Raw genomic sequence first — 17100 nt, 5'->3', positions numbered from 1 at the left:
GCGCTACTTGATAGGGTTGTCACAGCTTAAGGGGCTGAAGCAGCGATGACGAATATCTGGTCCGTAAGAAATCGAAGGGAGGTCTATGCGTCTCCCTTCGTGACCCTTTCGATCGAAGCCGTGTCGTTGCCGGATGGGCGGGTTGTCGATGACTATCACCAAATTCATTTACCTGATTTTTCGATTGCCGTGCCCATTCTCACAGACGGCCGTATTCTGACTTTGTGGCAATATAAGCATGGTGCCCGATGCTATTCTATGACTTTTCCTGCTGGCCATTTGGAGCCCGGGGAAGATGCTGTTGAAGCGATGCTGCGGGAACTGCGCGAAGAAACCGGTTATGTGGCTGAGAATGCCATTAGCTTTGGCAGTTATGCCGTTAGCGGCAATCAGGGCTGCGGTCGGGCGCATCTTTTTGCTCTGACGGATTGTCGTCTTGCGGGCGTTGCTGATCATGACGATCTTGAAACTTTCGATCTTAGAGTTATGACAGTGGAGGAAGTAAATGCGGCGATCGATCAGGGACATTGTGCAATCCTTCCTCAACTCGCCGTCTGGCTCGCAGCCAGAGCACATTTTGGATTCTGAAGAGCAACAACTGGTCGAACGCCAGACAGACACGGCCGTTGAAGCTCCGGCTCCGGCTGTTCAGCTCGATCTGGCTCCGATCTGGACCATGGTTCCCGAGGCAGAGCCAATTCGGCTTGGTGCCTATTACGCCCATATGCGGGGCTATTATCCTTATTGCGAGATGCAAACTAAACGCTGGTGTGTCCGCAACATTGGCCCCCATTGGCGCATTTTTGATGTCGGGGGCAATATAGGATATTATTCAGCACTTTTTGGTCGCTGTGCCCCTGAAGGCCGCGTTGTTGCATTCGAGCCGACGGAAACGCACCGGATGCTCAAGCAAAATCTTGAGCTCAACGGGATTTCAAATGTCGAGGTTCGCCAGATTGCCCTGGGGGAAGCTGAAGGCAACCGTCGTGATGCGATATTCCGCGTCTGGGGTAGTCCTGCGGAAGTGGAGGAGTTTCCTTTCTCCACAGTGGACGCGGAAATGCGACGTTTGGAATGGGACAGGCTTGATCTTCTTAAGGTTGATGTCGACAGCTTCGACCTAGAAGTTTTGAAGGGCTCTCTTCAGACACTCGACAAATTTAATCCCTGGATTCTTGTTGAACTTAACCACGCATTAGCGGAAAGAAAGCAGAGCGTTTCGCAGGCGCTGGAATGGTTGGCATCTGTGGGTTATCACGAAGCCCTCGTGATGGACGGTGAAAATTTCCTTTTGCGTCGTCCGGAAGGCGTGCCGGTTGCCGTTGACGGATTGAGGCTCATACATGAACGCGAGCCTGTCTATGTTACCCCTGTTCTTGTTGCGACGGAAGCATCGGCGGCTGATACTGCTTCTTCATTCGAACTAGCTGGTACGGGTGTTTTGGATGAGGAAACCGGTGATCTAATTATCGATGCGCCCGCCTGGGGTTATGGCTTGATCTGGAAAGCGCAACCGATCTGTGACGGACCGGCGATCGTGCGTTTGTCGGTCGGTGTTTCGGGGGCGGACATTGGCATTCTTTGCGTTAGAGAGGGCTTTTCTGAGCTCATTGGATCGGAAGCTTTTGTCCTGCCGGGTGGAGAAACTACTGTCGAGATAGCGCTTGATCGGGTCGAGGATCTGCGTGGCATTGTTATCAGAAGGGGTCCGACGCTACCCGGTGTGGCTCGCGTACGTTTCAATGAGCCTGTTGTCTTGCAAGCGGAAGCCCGGCGGAATGTTTCACCACCGCTTTCGATGAACCCTGCACAAAAAGAGATCACCTTGAGGGACGTCGCGCGAGGGCTCTCATCATTGCCTTTTGATGTTCCCGACGACACGCTCGAAATTGTTGACGCTCATATGTTGGGAGAACGTCTTGGTTTGAGCTACTCGTTCCGAGCTCCTATAAACCTCGTTAACATGCCGCTTACCCAGTTCCGTATGGAGGTCCATGATGCGAAGATTTTGGGACAACTTTACCGCGCGTTTCGACCACGGCATCATCTGGAGTTTGGAACTTGGGAAGGGTTCGGAGCGCGACTTTGCCTGCAAAACTCTGAAGCTCTTGTCTGGACGCTGAACCTTCCCGATGGAGAAAGGGACGCTGATGGGCGTCCTCTGTATTCAGATGCATCCGGCGTCACGGATGGTGGAAGCCGGATCGGACGACTTTATCGCGAAGCTGGATTAGCTGGACGAGTTACCCAGATGTTGATGGATAGCCGGGAGTTCGACACAGCTGCTTTCGGTGCCGATTTCTTCGATACTGTCCTGATTGACGGTGGCCATACAGCCGATGTAGTGGCCAGCGATACCGAAAAGGCGTTGCGGGTGGTTCGCCCCGGCGGGTTTGTCATGTGGCATGATTTTTGTCCGGATCCCTTGATCGTAGCTGAACAAAATGCTGCTCAAGGCGTCGTTGAAGCGGTGTTGCTGAATTGGAAACAGTGGCGTCCGCGCTTTTCATCCTTATTTTGGGTAAGACCGTCCTGGCTTCTCGTCGGGATTGTTGCTGATGGCGGCATGAATGCAAGTGAAGACAATGATGCGCAATAAACAGGTTACATCCGCGACTTTTTCTTCGGCATACGCGCAAGGCTTCCTTCGTTGTGCCGTTGCTTCACATTTGGTGACGCCTGCTTCGCCATTGGCGAACGCTACGGCGACGATACCGCTATTGGAAGCGGCGGATGAACAGTCGGTGGGTCTTCTCGTTTTGCCCGAGCTAGGTCTGACCGGTTACGCGATTGATGACCTTCTGCATCAGCAAACGCTGCTTGATGAGGCTGAATCGGCTCTTGAACTACTACGCAAGCGCACCGAGACGCTAATGCCTGTGGTTCTTGTGGGAATGCCGGTCCGCTGGCAGGGCCATCTTCTCAATTGTGCGGTTGTGCTGCACAAAGGTCGACTTTTAGGTATTGTACCCAAAACTTATTTGCCCAATTACCGCGAATTCTATGAGGCTCGGCACTTCGCATCGGGTGCAATAGTCGAAAAAGGCGCTGTGATAGAGATTCTGGGGTCCGATGTTCCTATCGGTACAGATCTTTTATTTACCGCGCAGGATATAGAGAATTTTGTGCTCGCGATTGAAATTTGCGAGGACGTCTGGGTTCCGACACCACCCTCATCCTTGGCCGCGCTTGCTGGTGCTACAGTCATAGCAAATCTCTCGGCATCCAATGCGATTATCGGCAAATCGGCCGAACGTCACGCGCTTTGCCGCGTGCAATCTGCCCGTTGCAATGCCGCTTACCTCTATTCGGCAGCGGGATTCGGTGAATCAACCACCGATCTCGCTTGGGACGGCCATGCAATGATTTACGAAGCTGGAACTCTTCTGGCTGAGTCGGAGCGTTTTTCCACAAGTGCCGGTATGATTGTTACGGATATCGATCTGGAACTTCTGGCAGCGGAACGTCTACGAAATGGCAGCCTCGTTGCAAATCGACGTGATCTTGCGCCAAAACCCTATCGACACATCGGCTTTCATCTTCAGCCCCCCGAAACTGACATAGGCTTGCATCGAAAAATTGCTCGCTTTCCATTCGTTCCGGATGAAAAAGATCAACTTGACGCTCTGTGTGAGGAAGCTTTTCAGATACAATCTCAAGGTCTTGCGCGCCGTTTGAAGGCGAGTGGCATCGAGCGGGTCGTCATAGGCGTTTCGGGTGGACTGGATAGTTCGCACGCCCTGTTGGTTGCACTTCACGCCATGGATTTGTTGAAACTTCCACATTCAAATGTTCTGGCGTGGACTTTGCCAGCTTTTGCGACGTCTAATAAGACGAAATCAAACGCTTGGCGTCTCATGCGGGCGTTAGGAGTGACTGCCGACGAGATTGATGTAGGCCCGGCTTCGATGCAAATGTTGCGGGATATCGGACATCCTGCCGGAGAAGGTGAGAAGGTTTACGATATTACTTTCGAGAACGTCCAGGCCGGGGCCAGAACGTCGCTGCTTTTCCGGCTGGCAAACCGTCATAACGCTATCGTCCTTGGCACGGGTGATCTTTCTGAACTGGCCCTTGGTTGGGCAACATATGGCGTCGGTGATCACATGAGCCATTACAACGTCAATTGCTCGGTTCCCAAAACACTTATTCAGCATCTTATTCGATGGGTGGCTGGACGTGGGCTTTACGGTGAAGAGGCATCCGCAGTTCTTCGAAATATTTTGTCAACCGAAATCAGTCCGGAGTTGGTTCCGGGTGACGCAGATGCGCCAAGTCAGAGGACCGAAGATTTCGTAGGACCTTATGCGCTGCAGGATTTCAATCTTTTTTATACGGTAAGATACGGCATGAGACCATCTAAGCTGGCTTTCCTTGCATGGCACGCTTGGCGGGATGCCAAAACGGGTAGCTGGCCACCGGATTTTGCAGACACCGATCGGCGGGATTACGATTTGGAAACCGTTCGATTATGGCTAAGAGTTTTTATCAGGCGCTTTTTTCAAACCAGCCAGTTCAAACGTAGCGCCGTTCCAAATGGTCCGAAAACAAGTTCCGGGGGCTCTTTGTCTCCACGCGGGGATTGGCGTATGCCATCAGATGCTTCGGCAGATTCTTGGTTGCGTGAACTTGACTTGGCACTCGCTCGGCCACAGAGAAATCAATAAAGGCTTAGCAGAACATTGTAGCCTGAGGGAACTATCGATAGTGAGCAGGAATGCTCCCCATAGGGAGCATTCAGTAATCACGTTCGTTTATAATCATCCTCGATACGGATGACATCATCCTCGCCGATATAGGCTCCGGTCTGGATTTCGACCAGTTCGAGCGGGATCTGCCCCTCATTGGCAAGCCGGTGCGGCTGGCCGATCGGGATATAGACCGACTGGTTCTCCGTCAGCAACTTCGTCTCTTCGCCGATCGTCACCGTCGCCGTGCCTTTGACGACGATCCAGTGTTCCGAGCGGTGATAATGTTTCTGGAACGAGATGCGGTGGCCGGGATCGACAGTGATATGGCCCACCCGGTAACGCTCGTCCTCATACATGTGTTCGATATAACCCCAGGGGCGATAGACGCGCTTGTGGCTTTGCGTCTGCGGTGCATGTTCACCGTCCTTCAGCGTCTCCACCAGACCCTTCACATCCTGCACCCGGTTTTTCGGCACCACCAGAACCGCATCCTTGGTGGCCACCACCACCATGTCTTTGGCGCCCACCACCGTCGTCAGCAATTGCGTCGAATGGATGAGGCAGCCTTCGGAATCGATGAAGACGCCGTTGCCTTCCAGCGCATTGTCGTTGCCGCGCTTGTCGGCGATTTCCCAGATCGCATCCCAGCTGCCGATATCCGACCAGCGGAAATGACCATGCACCACCGCCATGCGTTTCGTCTTCTCGATCACCGCGTAGTCGATGGAGTTTTTCGGGGAAGCCTCGAAGCTTGCCTGATGCAGGCGCACGAAGCCGAGATCGCTTTCATATTGCTCGACCGCCTGCGTCACCGCCGCAAGAATCTCCGGGGCGAAGGCCTTCAGTTCGGCGATCATCACATCGGAGCGGAACAGGAAGTTGCCGGAATTCCAGAGATAACCCTTTTCCAGATAGGAGATCGCCGTCTTCATATCCGGCTTTTCCACGAAGGCATCGACAGTGCTGAGATCGGCCTCACCATCGATCGCATCACCCGGCTTGATATAACCGTAGGAGGTGCGCGGTTCGGTCGGCACCAGGCCGAAGACGACAATGTTGCCCTGATCGGCGGCTTTTGCGCCGAGTTTCACGGCGTCGGAGAACTTGTCGGCATCGAGCACAACATGGTCGGCGGCAAGCGCCAGCACCAGACATCCGGGCTCGCGGCGCTCGGCCAGCACGGCGGCGGCAGCCATGGCGGCGGCGCTGTCGCGGCGGGCGGGCTCCAGCACCACGGTTGCCGGCAGATCGATCTCTTCGGCCTGACGGCGGGCGAAGAAACGGAAATCCTCATTGGTGATCACCAGCGGCTCGGCATAAAGGCTCTTGTCGCCCACCCGCTGCAGCGTCTGCTGATAGGTCGAAAGATTGCCGACCAGCGGCTGGAACTGCTTGGGCAATTGATCGCGCGATACCGGCCAAAGCCGCGAACCAGCACCGCCAGCAAGAAGAACCGGCGTGATCTTTCGAGAGTGTTCCTTCACAACAAAACCTTTCCAATGCGGCCTGATAAATCAGGATCATGCTACGTCCGCATCGAACTGGATGCTGTGCAGGCGTTTATAAAGGCCATCCGTTGCAAGTAGTTCACGCCGACTGCCTTCTTCTACGACCTGTCCATTATCCATAACGACGATCTTGTCGGCTCGGTTTATTGTTGAAAGCCGATGAGCGATGACAATAGATGTTTTGTTCAGTGTCAGGCGCTCAAGCGCATCTCGCACAAGAGCTTCGGATTCCGAATCCAACGCACTGGTCGCCTCGTCAAGGATCAAGATATCTGCGTCTCTGAGCATGGCGCGAGCGATCGCAACACGCTGTCTCTGACCGCCGGAAAGGCCTGAGCCATTTTCACCAAGCTTGCTGTCGTAACCGTCAGGCATCTTCATGATAAAGTCATGGGCATTGGCAGCCTTGGCAGCAGCAATGATCTCTTCTTCTGTCGCATCGTCCCGACCAACGGAGATATTGTGCTTTACAGTACCCGAAAACAGGAAGGTTTCCTGACCGACATAAGATACGTGCTCGCGCAGGCTCGCAAAGGAAACATCGCGCAAATCCATACCATTGATTTCAACGGAACCATTCTGAGGATCGTAAAGGCGCATCATAAGATTGATGATTGTGGATTTGCCGCTGCCGGAAGGACCGACCAATGCGGTCATCTTGCCGCCCTCGAAGAGTACGCTGACGTCCTTCAGAACCGGCTGGCCAGAAACATATTCGAAGCTGACGTTCTTTAGTTCCACGTCGCCACTGGCCTTGGGGAGAGGCAGAGCATCTTTCTTTTCGGCAAGCGTCAACGGGGCGTCCAGAACCTCGAACATCATACGGACACCGATCATGCCTCCTTCGATCTGGATTCTCATACGCGCCAGACGTTTTGCTGGTTCGTAAGCAAGAAGCAGAGCGGTTATAAAGGACATCAGATCGCCCGGAGACCCGCCTTTCTCCAGAACGGTGTAGCCGGAAACGGCAATAACGACGGCAATCGCAAGGCCGGACAGCGTTTCCATGATCGGACTGGTCGCCGCTTCAAGCTTCGCAATACCATTTGCTCGATGCTCGACGTCAGACACTGCCTTGTTCATACGTTGACGCATAAGCTTCTCAAGCGAAAACGCTTTAATCACGCGGACGCCGATGCTGGTTTCCTGCACGACGTTGACGATTTCGCCAAGCGAAGCAAGCTCCGCCTCCATGATCTTACGCACCCGGCGCAAGACAAGACGGACGCTGAAGATGGCAAGAGGGCCTATAATCATCGAAATCGCGCTCAGAAGAAAATTCTGGGCGAACATCACCACGATCAAACCGATGAGCGAAAGCAGGTCGCGGATAAAGGACGTCACGATTGTATCGATAACGCTCCTGGCAGCCTGTGCATTGTAGGTTACGCGAACTAGCAATTCCGAAGATGGCAGGTTTTGAAAGAACGATACGCCTTGCTTCAGCAGGCGATCATAGATTTTACGTTGCTGCTCCGCGACTATGCTGTTGCCGGCTTTGCTCAGATAGTAGCTCTGAACGAACGTGGCGAGGCCCTTGACGATGAATATCGCGGCAACCGCAAACGCAATCTCAAGGACGACATCAAAGCCACGCTTCAAGTAAACGCTATTAACGATATCGCGCATGATCCAGGCGCTGAGAGAGGTCGTTGCGGCAACAACAACCATTGCCGCGATTGCCATCGAGTACCAACCGACATGCTTCTTAAAGTTCTCTTTGAACAGTCGTACCAGCAGCTTCTTGTCGTTTTGCGACAAAAATGATCCGATCACAGCGATATTCCTAATTTGTGCAGAAACTACATTTGGTGAGTGTTTATCACGTTAGACGAACAAACCCAAACGGATGGAGTGATGTTCGGTGTGTAGCGCTCATATATGATGGCTCAAGTTTCATGCTCGAAAAACTCAAAGCTTAACACTGGTCCAAATGCCGAGGCACGGCTAATCCAAAATTGGCTTAGTGCACTTAAATGGGTGATCACTAAGTGTCAATCTCCCTCTGGCGAGGATGTCATCACGCCCCGTTTCTGGCAGAGGGAAGAACGGGAGAAATCTCCGCTTTAGATGTTGGATGGAAATGTGTAGTTTTGCGCGACTAGAAGGTTCTCGACGTTGACAAATGTGCTGTCCAAAATCTATATGCCAAAATGCATGGTGGGCGATCGGCAACAGCGTGGCATATGAGCTCGTAAGTTTTTGCAATCTAATATGTTTCATGACGGAAGTGTCCGTCAGGCAGGACGGTAAATGCCCCAAGTCTTTTTTGATCTGTCGGAACTTTTCCTGAATTCGGGAGTCAAGTTTAAATATTACGGAATTGCGCGAACCGTAATGGAAGTCGCTTATGAACTGACTTTGGCGGATAAATCTGTAAGGTATGTAATCTATTCGCCGCTGCATCGTCGGTTTTTTGAGGTTTTTCCCCGTACGGGTGACGCATCGCCAACCGGTGTTCTGGATCCCAATATTCCTTCAAGCGCCACGCCATTGCGTCTGAGGCAGAATCTTTTTGATACTAACTTTTTGAAGTCTTTTTTCTACGGGATGGTGCGCACGATAGTCGAGCACCGCAATCGCAAACGTTGGGCAACTATTCCGGCGAGTGCTGTTCGGGAGGTTAATCTCGACGGGCAGATTCTGGTTTCGCTGGGCAGGCCAAAAATCATGTCTGACTATATCATGGCGTTGAATGAACGGGGCGAAAAAGCCACTTTCATTCCGATGCTCCATGACATGATCCCATTGCATAATTTCACACATCGGAATCAGTTTTCGTTTCCGCGGAATTTTATTCACGATAACAAGGTCGTTATCGGGGCAGCGGCGCTGATTTTGACAAATTCGGAATTTACGGCGCGGGAAGTAAAGCATTTTTCAGATATGGGGACATTGCCGCCAGTGCCGGACGTTGTCGCTATCCCGCTTTGTAATGAACTTCGGCCGACGGTTGAGCCAATAGATAAGAAGCCCCCTCAAGGTCGTTACCTTCTGGGCGTCGGTATTTATAACGGCCGTAAGAACTTGGAATGTGTTGTTGAAGCCATGCTTCTATTACAGGCTTCCGGTGTCGTTCCGCCCGCACTGGTGTTGGCAGGCGCGAGACGTAAAAGAGTTGAAAAATTCTTAAAGCAGGAGAAGTTTCGCCCTATAGTCGATAAGTTCCACTTTGTTCTTAACCCGAACCAAGCGGAATTACGTCTGCTTTACGAAAATGCCTACGGCCTCGTTTTGCCGAGCAGGATGGAAGGGTGGGGCTTGCCGATTAGCGAAGCTCTTTGGTGCGGGACCCCGGCTTTTGCCGCAGATGTGCCGGCCTTGAGGGAGGCAGGGGGTACACTCGCACTGTATTTCAATCCGGAGAAACCGGATGAACTGGCGGATTTGGTTCGCGGGTTGTTGCTGGACCCGGATAGGTATGCTGCCTTGAAAACGAAAATAGCCGAATTCAAACCACAAATGCGGACATGGCGAAATGTCGCGTCAGATATACTTCATTCGGTACACAAATTTGACCACAAAGAGAGACGGGTGGCGACCTAAGGCTGCAAGCTGACATCGGACGAGTTCGATGCGGTGCTAGTTCTAAACCCGCTTATGCGGCCTGATCGACGTCCTCAGCTCCACCAGCCGCTCCAGCGTCTCAAGGCTTCGCTCGGGGCAGGCGGCGGAGAGGGCAAGGGCCATGGTTTCCATGGCGATGAAGGTCGGGGCGTGCAGCGCCACGCCTTCGTTTTTGGCGCGGGGCAGGAAGAGGCTGGCGTTGGCGTGTTTTTTGAGCACGCTGTCTTCCTGGCCGAGCAGCATGATGATCGGGATGTCGAGGCGGCCTGCCTCGGCTATGGCGGTCTGGGCTTCGCGGTGGGCGCGGCCGTGCAGGAGCATGATGAGGACGTGGCCGTTTTCAAGCTCGAGCAACTGCTCTGCAAGCGCGATGCCGGTGGCGTTGAGCGCATAGGAATGGACGCCCGAGCGCTGGAATAGCCTTGCGGCATAGGTGGCGATGATGCCGGAGGCGCCGATGCCGAGCACGCCGATGCCGCGCGCTTGCGAGAGGAGCCGCACGGCCGCCGCCATGGCTTCGCGGTTTTCTGCGCTTGAAAGCATCTCCAGCGTGTTTTTCTGATTGTCGAGCACGAAATCTATTGCCGCATCGCAATTGCCGGATATGGATTTTGTCGTCGCCGCCATTTTTTCGACGGGCGAATCCGTCACACCCAGATAGGCCTCCAGCGTTTCCTTGAGATCGACCAGCCCCTGAAAACCGAGCGCCTGTATGGCGCGAATAACGGTCGCATCTGACGTATTGGTCTCGAAGCCAATTTCCAGTGCCGATTTGGCGAGAACGGTATGGCGGTGGCCGTCAATATATTCGGCAACGGCAAGCAGGCCCGGCGACAGGCGGTCGCGGCGCCTGCGCAGCTGCTCGCCGAAACGGTCGGTGCGTCGAAGCCTCGATGTATGCGTTTCGCCAGCCGGCATGAATTCTTCCGTGAAGCTGAGTTTTCTACTCTTCTTCACGAATTAGCAGCGCGCCAAGCCGGGAGGCAAGCGCTTTTGTTCGTAGTGATCGTCGCCGTCACTTTTCGTGCGCTGGCCGCACCGTCAAATGCGACTGGACAGCGGAGACCATGAGGCTGAGCGCGGCATAGGAGTTGGAAATCGCCTCCTCGCGCGGCAGGAGGATGTACCGACCGTTGCCGCAGGCCTCAAGAAAATTGCAGAAGCCCGGCATCACGGCTTCCATCATGTCGATTTCCGCCTGCGGCGACGCGCCGGTATCGGAGCGATAGGGATCGAAGATGATATCGGCATCGAGTTCCGGCAAACGTTCGGCGCTGATTTCGATGCGATCGCCATACGGAATGGCGTCGATGATTGCGGGGAAACGGAAGCCCGCATCGCGCAGCACGCGCCCGAGCGCCCGATAGGTGTGGTAGACGCTGATCTTGCCATTGAGCGGCTGGAACACCGAAACGGTGATGGCGCCGGTATCGACCGACGCTTTCAGCGCCTCGATCTGCGCGCGGTAGCGCCGGTCCAGCACGGCAAGGCGCGCCTGCGTGCCGGTGAGCTCGGCCAGCACTTTGTAAATATGCGGCGCGCCGTCCCTGGTATTGTCGATGGCGATGGTGGGGGCGATCTGCGCCAGTTTTTCAACGGGGGTGGGGCGGTCCGGCTCGGTCAGGATGAGATCGGGCTTGAGGGCGATAATCGCCTCCAGATCGGCATTGATGGAGCCGATATAGGCGATGTCGCTATTGTCGAAATCAACGCCGGTCAGAATGGCGCTGGAGCGCAGATAGGGTTTGCCGTCCGCCCCCGTGCGACCGTGGCTGCCCACCGGCGTCACGCCCAGCTCGATCAGCGGAATGGTGAGGTCGATATCGTGGAGCGTCACGATGCGTTTCGGCTTTGCTGGAATGGAAACGTTGCGGCCGAGGTCGTCGGTAAAGCTTCGGCTGGTCTCTTCGGCCTGGGCCGTGGCTGTGCCGAGGAGAAAAGCGGCGGCCGGGAGAAGGCCGAGAAGTGTTTTGCGCATGGGGGACCTATAGGCGATGCCGGTGAAACCAGAGAAGAGCAAGCAGCGTGGGTGCGCCGACGGCGGAAAGAACGAGGCCGGTCGGCAGCTCCAGCGGTGAAAAGGCGGTTCGCGCGATGGTATCGGACGCTGCGACCAGAGTTGCGCCTGTCAGGCCTGCACCCATGACAAGCCCCGGATAGGAGCCGCCGGGCAACAGAAGCCGGGTGATATGCGGACCGATCAGACCAACAAAACCGATGCTGCCGGTGAAGGAAACGCAGGATGCGGTGAGGGTGACGGCAAGCGTGACATGAAGCACCGAAAGGAGGCGGCTATGGACGCCAAGCGCCGTTGCCGCATGCTCGCCGAGCGCCTGCACGTCGGCGGCGCGCGCCGTCATGAGAAGAAGGCCAAAGGCGATGACGAGGATGACGGAGAGGATTGAAACGGCCGTCCAGCTTGCGCCCTGCAGGTTGCCAGCCATCCAGATCATCGCTGTCTGCAAATTACGAATATCGAGCGATGCCATAAGGATAAGAAGCAAAGCTGATAAAAACCATGAAAAGCCGATGCCGGTCAGCACGAAGCGTAGGCGCGAGGTTGCGCCGGAGAGCGTCAGAACGATTGCGGCACTTGCCATGCCGCCGGCAATACCCGCGACGGGGCGCAACATGACCGGCAGGGACGGCAGCAGGAACAGGCAGCCCAGCACGGCAAGGGATGCACCTTCGCGCACGCCGAGCAGACCGGGATCGGCAAGGCCGTTGCGGGTCGTGGCCTGCATGATGGCGCCGGCAATGCCGAGCATGGCGCCAGCCACCATTGCAAGCGTCAGACGCGAGAGCCGGAAGTCGAGAACCACGAGTGCTTCGGTCATGGCGGGATCGGTGTTGGTTGCGGTGACAAGCGACCACAGGGCCGAGGCGGGAATATGCTGGCTGCCGGCGGTGAGCGACCACAGGGCGACAAGCAGGAGGCAGAGGAAAAGCGCCAGCAGAATGGTGAGCCGCGACGGCATGACGCGGACGGAAAAACGCCCCAGTCGGAGAACCCGGTAACGGTTCATTTCAGCACCCTGCGCACCAGCCAGAGAAACACCGGCGCGCCGACAAGGCCGGTCATCGCGCCGGTGGGCAGTTCTTTCGGCAGGAGAATGAGGCGGGCGGCGAGATCGGCGGCGATCAAGAGGACTGCGCCGCCGAGTGCTGCGATGGGTATGGCAAGCAGAAGCCGCCCCGTTTTCAGGCGTGCGACGAGTGGCGGCACCACCAGGCCGACGAAGCCAATGGGGCCGACGACGGCGATGGCCGCGCCGCAGAACAACGATATGGAGACAAGCGCCAGAATCCGCGTCGAACGGACCGGCACACCGAGCGCTGCGGCAGCGCTCTCGCCCAGCCCCAGAAGATCGAGCCGGGGAGCGACGGCGAAAGCTAGGATAAGCGCGATCGCGGCCGCGGGCAGGGCGGCGGCGATGATTGTGATCGAAACGCCGGCCGTATCGCCCACCAGCCAGAAACGCATCTGCTGCAATGTTTCCTCATTGAGAATGAGGATGGCGGAGGTGAGGGTTGCGGCAAGTGTGGAAAGCGCAATGCCGCAAAAGACGAGTTTTGCCGGCGTCAGCCCCTGCCGCCCGGCGGAAGCAAGGAGAAGCACGAGCGAGAAGCTGATGCCAGCGCCCGTCGCTGCCAGCAATGGGCGGAACAGCGGCGTTGCGATCAGCCCGAGCGGCAGTACCGTCGCCAGAACTACAGCGAGGCTTGCCCCGGCATTCAAGCCCAGAATATGCGGCTCGCCGAGCGGATTTCGAAGCAGGGTTTGCAGCAGAAGCCCCGCTGTTCCAAGGCAGGCCCCGGCCTGCATCGCAGCCAGCAGACGCGGCAGGCGCAGGCGCATCAAAACCTGCTGGTCGAAATTGCGGGCGTCATAAGCGAATATCAGGTCGTGCAGAACGTTCGGCGCGATGGGGCGCGGGCCGGTGGCCATATGCGCCAGCACCAGAAGCAGCATGGTGAGCAGCAGGAGAAGTGCTGCCGCGAGCGTGCGGCCATAGGCTCGCTCTCTAAGGGCAAGGGTGCGTCCGCTGGTTCCGTTGGGCATCATACAGCGCTGGCCCGTCCGGGCAGGGGAAGAAATACCGGCCGCGCCGTCACCGGATGTGTGAGCTGGGCAACTGCCATGTCGAAGACATCGGCAATGATGCCGGCATCGCACGCCGCCGCTGTTTCCAGCCGGTGCCGCAGCCGCCCGTCCTTCAGGAAAATCAGGTGATCGGCATATTGCAGGGCAAGATTGATGTCGTGGAGCACCGCCACGATCGTGCGGTTGTGGCGGGTGACGAGGCCGGCCAGCATGTCCAGCACCTCTATCTGGTGGTGCAGATCGAGAAAGGTCGTAGGCTCGTCGAGAAGAATTATATCCGTCTGCTGCGCCAGCGCCATGGCGATCCAGGCGCGCTGGCGCTGGCCGCCTGAAAGGCTGTCGACCGCTCTTTCCGCCAGCTCGGACATGCCGGTCACGGAAAGCGCCTCTTCCACCGCGCGGGCGTCTTCCTCACTCCATTGCTTCAGAAATCCCTGATGCGGGTAGCGGCCGCGAGAGACAAGATCGAAAACCGAAAGCCCCTCCGGCGTATGGTTCTGCTGCGCCAGCATGCCGAGCTTCTTCGCCACCTCCTTGGTCGGGTGGCGGAAGATATCGCTGCCGTTGAGAAGAATATGGCCCCGCGCGGGCCGGTGCAGGCGGGCAAGCGCGCTGAGAAGCGTGGATTTTCCGGAGCCGTTCGGGCCAAGCAGAACGGTGAAGCGGTTCGGTGCGACATCGATGGACATGTCCGCAAGCACCGGCGTGTCGCCGTAGGCAAGCTCGATTGCCTGCGCCGCAAGGCCTGTATCCGTGCTTATGGGTCTCATGCCGTCGTTCAAATTCGTCACCGTCTGAATGCGTTGCCACCAGAATTATTGATGACTGTAGTAGTCAAGTATATTGCGTTCGAAAAAGCGGTTTTTGCCGGTCGATTTGAACAAAAAGCGGCTGTCATAGGCTGAAATGACACGCCAGGAAGCGCGAATGCACCTGTCGATGCCGGCGTTTTGCACCGCTGAAGCGGAAATAAAGTTGACTACTACATTCATCAATTGAAAGAGCGGTGCATCGTCGCGATGACGATTTGGGACAGCCGGGGACAAGATACGATGCATGACGGTTCGATGATCATTGGGGTGCGCTCGCGGGCGCTGATGGCGTTTCTTCTGGCCGGGGTCGCCCTGCCTGCTTATGCGCAGGAGAGTGCTGCACCGAAAAAGAATGCCGACGGGACGACCGTACTCGAAACCATAACCGTCAATGCCGAGGTCAAAAAAGGCGCGCGCGGTTATCAGCCGGTGACGACTGGCACGGCGACCCGCACCGAAACACCGCTCCTCGACATTCCACAATCGGTCAATGTGGTGACGGCCGAGGTGCTGCGCGATCAGCAGGCGCGCTCGCTGGATGAAGCGCTGGCCAATGTCAGCGGCGTCACCCAGGCAAATACGCTCGGCGGCACGCAGGATGCCGTCATCCGCCGTGGTTTCGGCGATAATCGCGACGGCTCCATCCTCGTCAACGGGCTGAAGACGGCCTTGCCGCACTCCTTCAACGATACGGTCGAGCGGGTGGAAGTGCTGAAAGGCCCGGCCTCCACGCTTTACGGCATTCTCGATCCCGGCGGTATGGTGAATGTCGTGACGAAGAAGCCGGAAGACACGTTCACGGCGGAGGCCTATTCGCGCTTTTCCGCCTATGGGGCGGGCAAGTATGGCACATCGGGCGGTTTCGATGTGACCGGCCCGATTGCGGGCACGGATTTTTCCTATCGCCTGATCGGCGAGGGGGAAAACAGCGATTATTGGCGCAATTTCGGTGAAAAGAAGAACTGGCTGATCGCGCCTTCGCTGAAATGGAGCGGCGAGGACACCGATATTACGGTTTCCTATATGCATGAGGACTACAGCGTGCCGTTCGATCGCGGCACGATCTTCGATCCGGCGACCGGCAGGGCGATCAATGTCAGCCGCCGCCTGCGCCTCGATGAAGCCTATAACATCACCGACGGCAAATCCGATCTGGCGAGCATCGCCATAGACCGCCAACTCTCCGATGACTGGAAGCTGTCGCTGAACTACGCCTATAGCCGCAACGAATATTCGGACAATCAGGCGCGCGTGATGGGTTATAATTCCCGTACCGGGCAGGTGACGCGACGGGCCGATGCGACGCAATATTCCACGATCTACAATCACGCGGTGCGGGCGGATCTGACGGGCGAGGCCGAAATCGGCGGGCTGCGCAACGACCTGCTGTTCGGCGCGTCCTATGATTACAGCGACACCCTGCGCACCGACATGCTGCGATGCGCGAATTCCACGAATTTTAACGTCAACAATCCCGTCTATGGCCGCCTGCCGGTCTGCACCACGGTACGGGCGGTCGACAGCGACCAGACGGAGGAGCTCTCCACCGCCTCGATTTATATGCAGGACGCCCTGCATCTTAACGATCAATGGATCGCGGTCGGCGGTTTGCGTTACCAGTATTACGACATCTATGCCGGCAAGGGCCGTCCCTTCGTCGTCAATACCGAGAAGGATGGCGGCGAGCTCATTCCCAATGCCGGCCTCGTCTACAAGCTCACTCCGAATGCCTCGCTTTACGCCAATGTGGCGAAAACCTTCCGCCCGCAATCATCCATCGGCGCCTATTATGGCGGGCTCGATCCGGAAGAGGGCATTTCCTACGAAGTGGGCGCGAAGTTCGATCTTTTCACCGGGCTGAACGCCAATATCGCCCTGTTCAATGCCCGCAAGCGCAATGTCGCCTATTCGGAAGATGTCGGCGGCGTCTCGACGGTGAAGGCCGCCGGCCTCGTCCGTTCGCGCGGTGTGGAAGTCGATATCGCCGGCAGCCTGACCGACGATCTCGATCTCATCGCAAGCTATGCCTATACGGATGCGCTCGTGCTCGAAGATCCCACCTATGCCGGCAAGCGTCTGCCGAATGTGGCGCGCCATACCGGCTCGCTCTTCCTTGCCTACGATGTCGGCGAGGTCGGTCCGAACGGCAATACGCTGCGCATCGGCGGCGGTGTGCGGGCGGTGGGTGAGCGCGCCGGCATCAACGACAATTCCTATAATCTGCCGGGCTATGCGGTCTTCGACGCCTTCGCCACCTACACGCTTCAGTTCGAAAAGCCGGTGACGCTGCAGCTCAATCTGAAGAATATCTTCGACAAGACCTATTACACTTCGTCCATCGGCTCCACCAGCTATGCCAATACCGTAGGCGAGCCCTTCAATGTCAGCCTGACGGCCAGCGTGAAGTTCTGACATCG

Annotated in this window: 12 protein-coding genes; 5 read left to right on the top strand and 7 right to left on the bottom strand. The window is 56.5% G+C overall.

The window, feature by feature from the left end:
• Positions 1-45 precede the first annotated feature (45 nt).
• From EM858_RS15585 to EM858_RS15575, 3 genes are read left to right on the top strand one after another with little or no spacing between them, the layout of a single operon-like run.
• Complete coding sequence (locus tag EM858_RS15585; protein ID WP_127757184.1) at positions 46-588, top strand: NUDIX hydrolase; 543 nt, start codon at positions 46-48, stop codon at positions 586-588.
• Positions 506-2599 carry an FkbM family methyltransferase gene (locus EM858_RS15580; protein ID WP_127757183.1) on the top strand — a complete coding sequence of 698 codons (2094 nt, stop codon included), beginning with the start codon at positions 506-508 and terminating at the stop codon, positions 2597-2599. The genes EM858_RS15585 and EM858_RS15580 overlap by 83 nt, the downstream gene beginning before the upstream one ends.
• Entirely contained in the window at positions 2571-4667 is a 2097-nt protein-coding gene (locus EM858_RS15575) for an NAD(+) synthase (protein WP_127757182.1), read from the top strand. The genes EM858_RS15580 and EM858_RS15575 overlap by 29 nt, the downstream gene beginning before the upstream one ends.
• Before the next feature lie 77 nt (positions 4668-4744).
• On the opposite strand, the gene EM858_RS15570 is transcribed toward EM858_RS15575, so the two are convergent.
• Together EM858_RS15570 and EM858_RS15565 are read right to left on the bottom strand one after the other, a co-directional pair.
• The gene (locus tag EM858_RS15570) at positions 4745-6175 is read right to left on the bottom strand and encodes a mannose-1-phosphate guanylyltransferase/mannose-6-phosphate isomerase (protein WP_127757181.1); all 1431 of its coding nucleotides are present in this window, start codon (positions 6173-6175) and stop codon (positions 4745-4747) included.
• Positions 6176-6211: 36 nt separating this feature from the next.
• A complete protein-coding gene (locus tag EM858_RS15565; RefSeq protein ID WP_111817297.1) occupies positions 6212-7975 on the bottom strand; it encodes an ABC transporter ATP-binding protein in 1764 nt (587 codons plus the stop codon).
• A 477-nt stretch (positions 7976-8452) separates the two neighbouring features.
• Here EM858_RS15565 and EM858_RS15560 point away from each other — a divergent pair, with 477 nt between their 5' ends.
• Positions 8453-9745 (top strand): glycosyltransferase family 1 protein, encoded by a 1293-nt coding sequence (locus EM858_RS15560; RefSeq protein WP_127757180.1) that lies wholly within the window; start codon positions 8453-8455, stop codon positions 9743-9745.
• A 42-nt stretch (positions 9746-9787) separates the two neighbouring features.
• Here the strand turns inward: EM858_RS15560 and EM858_RS15555 are convergent, their stop codons facing one another.
• The 5 genes from EM858_RS15555 to EM858_RS15535 all read right to left on the bottom strand — a co-directional run bounded on the left by EM858_RS15555 (position 9788) and on the right by EM858_RS15535 (position 14641).
• Positions 9788-10684 (bottom strand): MurR/RpiR family transcriptional regulator, encoded by an 897-nt coding sequence (locus EM858_RS15555; RefSeq protein WP_127757179.1) that lies wholly within the window; start codon positions 10682-10684, stop codon positions 9788-9790.
• Positions 10685-10781: 97 nt separating this feature from the next.
• On the bottom strand, positions 10782-11744 hold the full coding sequence (locus EM858_RS15550) for an ABC transporter substrate-binding protein (protein WP_127757178.1): 963 nt from the start codon (positions 11742-11744) through the stop codon (positions 10782-10784).
• A 7-nt stretch (positions 11745-11751) separates the two neighbouring features.
• The gene (locus EM858_RS15545; RefSeq protein ID WP_127757177.1) at positions 11752-12792 is read right to left on the bottom strand and encodes an iron ABC transporter permease; all 1041 of its coding nucleotides are present in this window, start codon (positions 12790-12792) and stop codon (positions 11752-11754) included.
• Positions 12789-13832: an iron ABC transporter permease gene (locus tag EM858_RS15540; protein WP_127757176.1), complete on the bottom strand. Its 1044-nt coding sequence runs from the start codon at positions 13830-13832 to the stop codon at positions 12789-12791. Before EM858_RS15540 ends, EM858_RS15545 begins: the two co-directional genes overlap by 4 nt.
• Entirely contained in the window at positions 13829-14641 is an 813-nt protein-coding gene (locus tag EM858_RS15535) for an ABC transporter ATP-binding protein (RefSeq protein ID WP_205649550.1), read from the bottom strand. The genes EM858_RS15540 and EM858_RS15535 overlap by 4 nt, the downstream gene beginning before the upstream one ends.
• Positions 14642-14923: 282 nt before the next feature.
• Here EM858_RS15535 and EM858_RS15530 point away from each other — a divergent pair, with 282 nt between their 5' ends.
• On the top strand, positions 14924-17095 hold the full coding sequence (locus EM858_RS15530; RefSeq protein ID WP_127757174.1) for a TonB-dependent siderophore receptor: 2172 nt from the start codon (positions 14924-14926) through the stop codon (positions 17093-17095).
• The last annotated feature ends 5 nt before the right edge of the window (positions 17096-17100 follow it).

This window comes from Agrobacterium sp. CNPSo 2736, from assembly GCF_004005385.1.
GTDB lineage: Bacteria > Pseudomonadota > Alphaproteobacteria > Rhizobiales > Rhizobiaceae > Agrobacterium > Agrobacterium leguminum.
This window is presented reverse-complemented; position numbering and strand designations above follow the sequence as displayed.

Excerpts from the sequence above, each read along its gene's own strand:
- EM858_RS15580 (WP_127757183.1), top strand. The coding sequence starts at position 506 with ATGCGGCGATCGATCAGGGACATTGTGCAATCCTTCCTCAACTCGCCG.
- EM858_RS15550 (WP_127757178.1), bottom strand. The coding sequence starts at position 11,744 with ATGCGCAAAACACTTCTCGGCCTTCTCCCGGCCGCCGCTTTTCTCCTC.
- EM858_RS15575 (WP_127757182.1), top strand. The coding sequence starts at position 2,571 with ATGCAAGTGAAGACAATGATGCGCAATAAACAGGTTACATCCGCGACT.
- EM858_RS15540 (WP_127757176.1), bottom strand. The coding sequence starts at position 13,832 with ATGATGCCCAACGGAACCAGCGGACGCACCCTTGCCCTTAGAGAGCGA.
- EM858_RS15585 (WP_127757184.1), top strand. The coding sequence starts at position 46 with ATGACGAATATCTGGTCCGTAAGAAATCGAAGGGAGGTCTATGCGTCT.
- EM858_RS15535 (WP_205649550.1), bottom strand. The coding sequence starts at position 14,641 with ATGAGACCCATAAGCACGGATACAGGCCTTGCGGCGCAGGCAATCGAG.
- EM858_RS15555 (WP_127757179.1), bottom strand. The coding sequence starts at position 10,684 with ATGCCGGCTGGCGAAACGCATACATCGAGGCTTCGACGCACCGACCGT.
- EM858_RS15545 (WP_127757177.1), bottom strand. The coding sequence starts at position 12,792 with ATGAACCGTTACCGGGTTCTCCGACTGGGGCGTTTTTCCGTCCGCGTC.
- EM858_RS15530 (WP_127757174.1), top strand. The coding sequence starts at position 14,924 with ATGCATGACGGTTCGATGATCATTGGGGTGCGCTCGCGGGCGCTGATG.
- EM858_RS15560 (WP_127757180.1), top strand. The coding sequence starts at position 8,453 with ATGCCCCAAGTCTTTTTTGATCTGTCGGAACTTTTCCTGAATTCGGGA.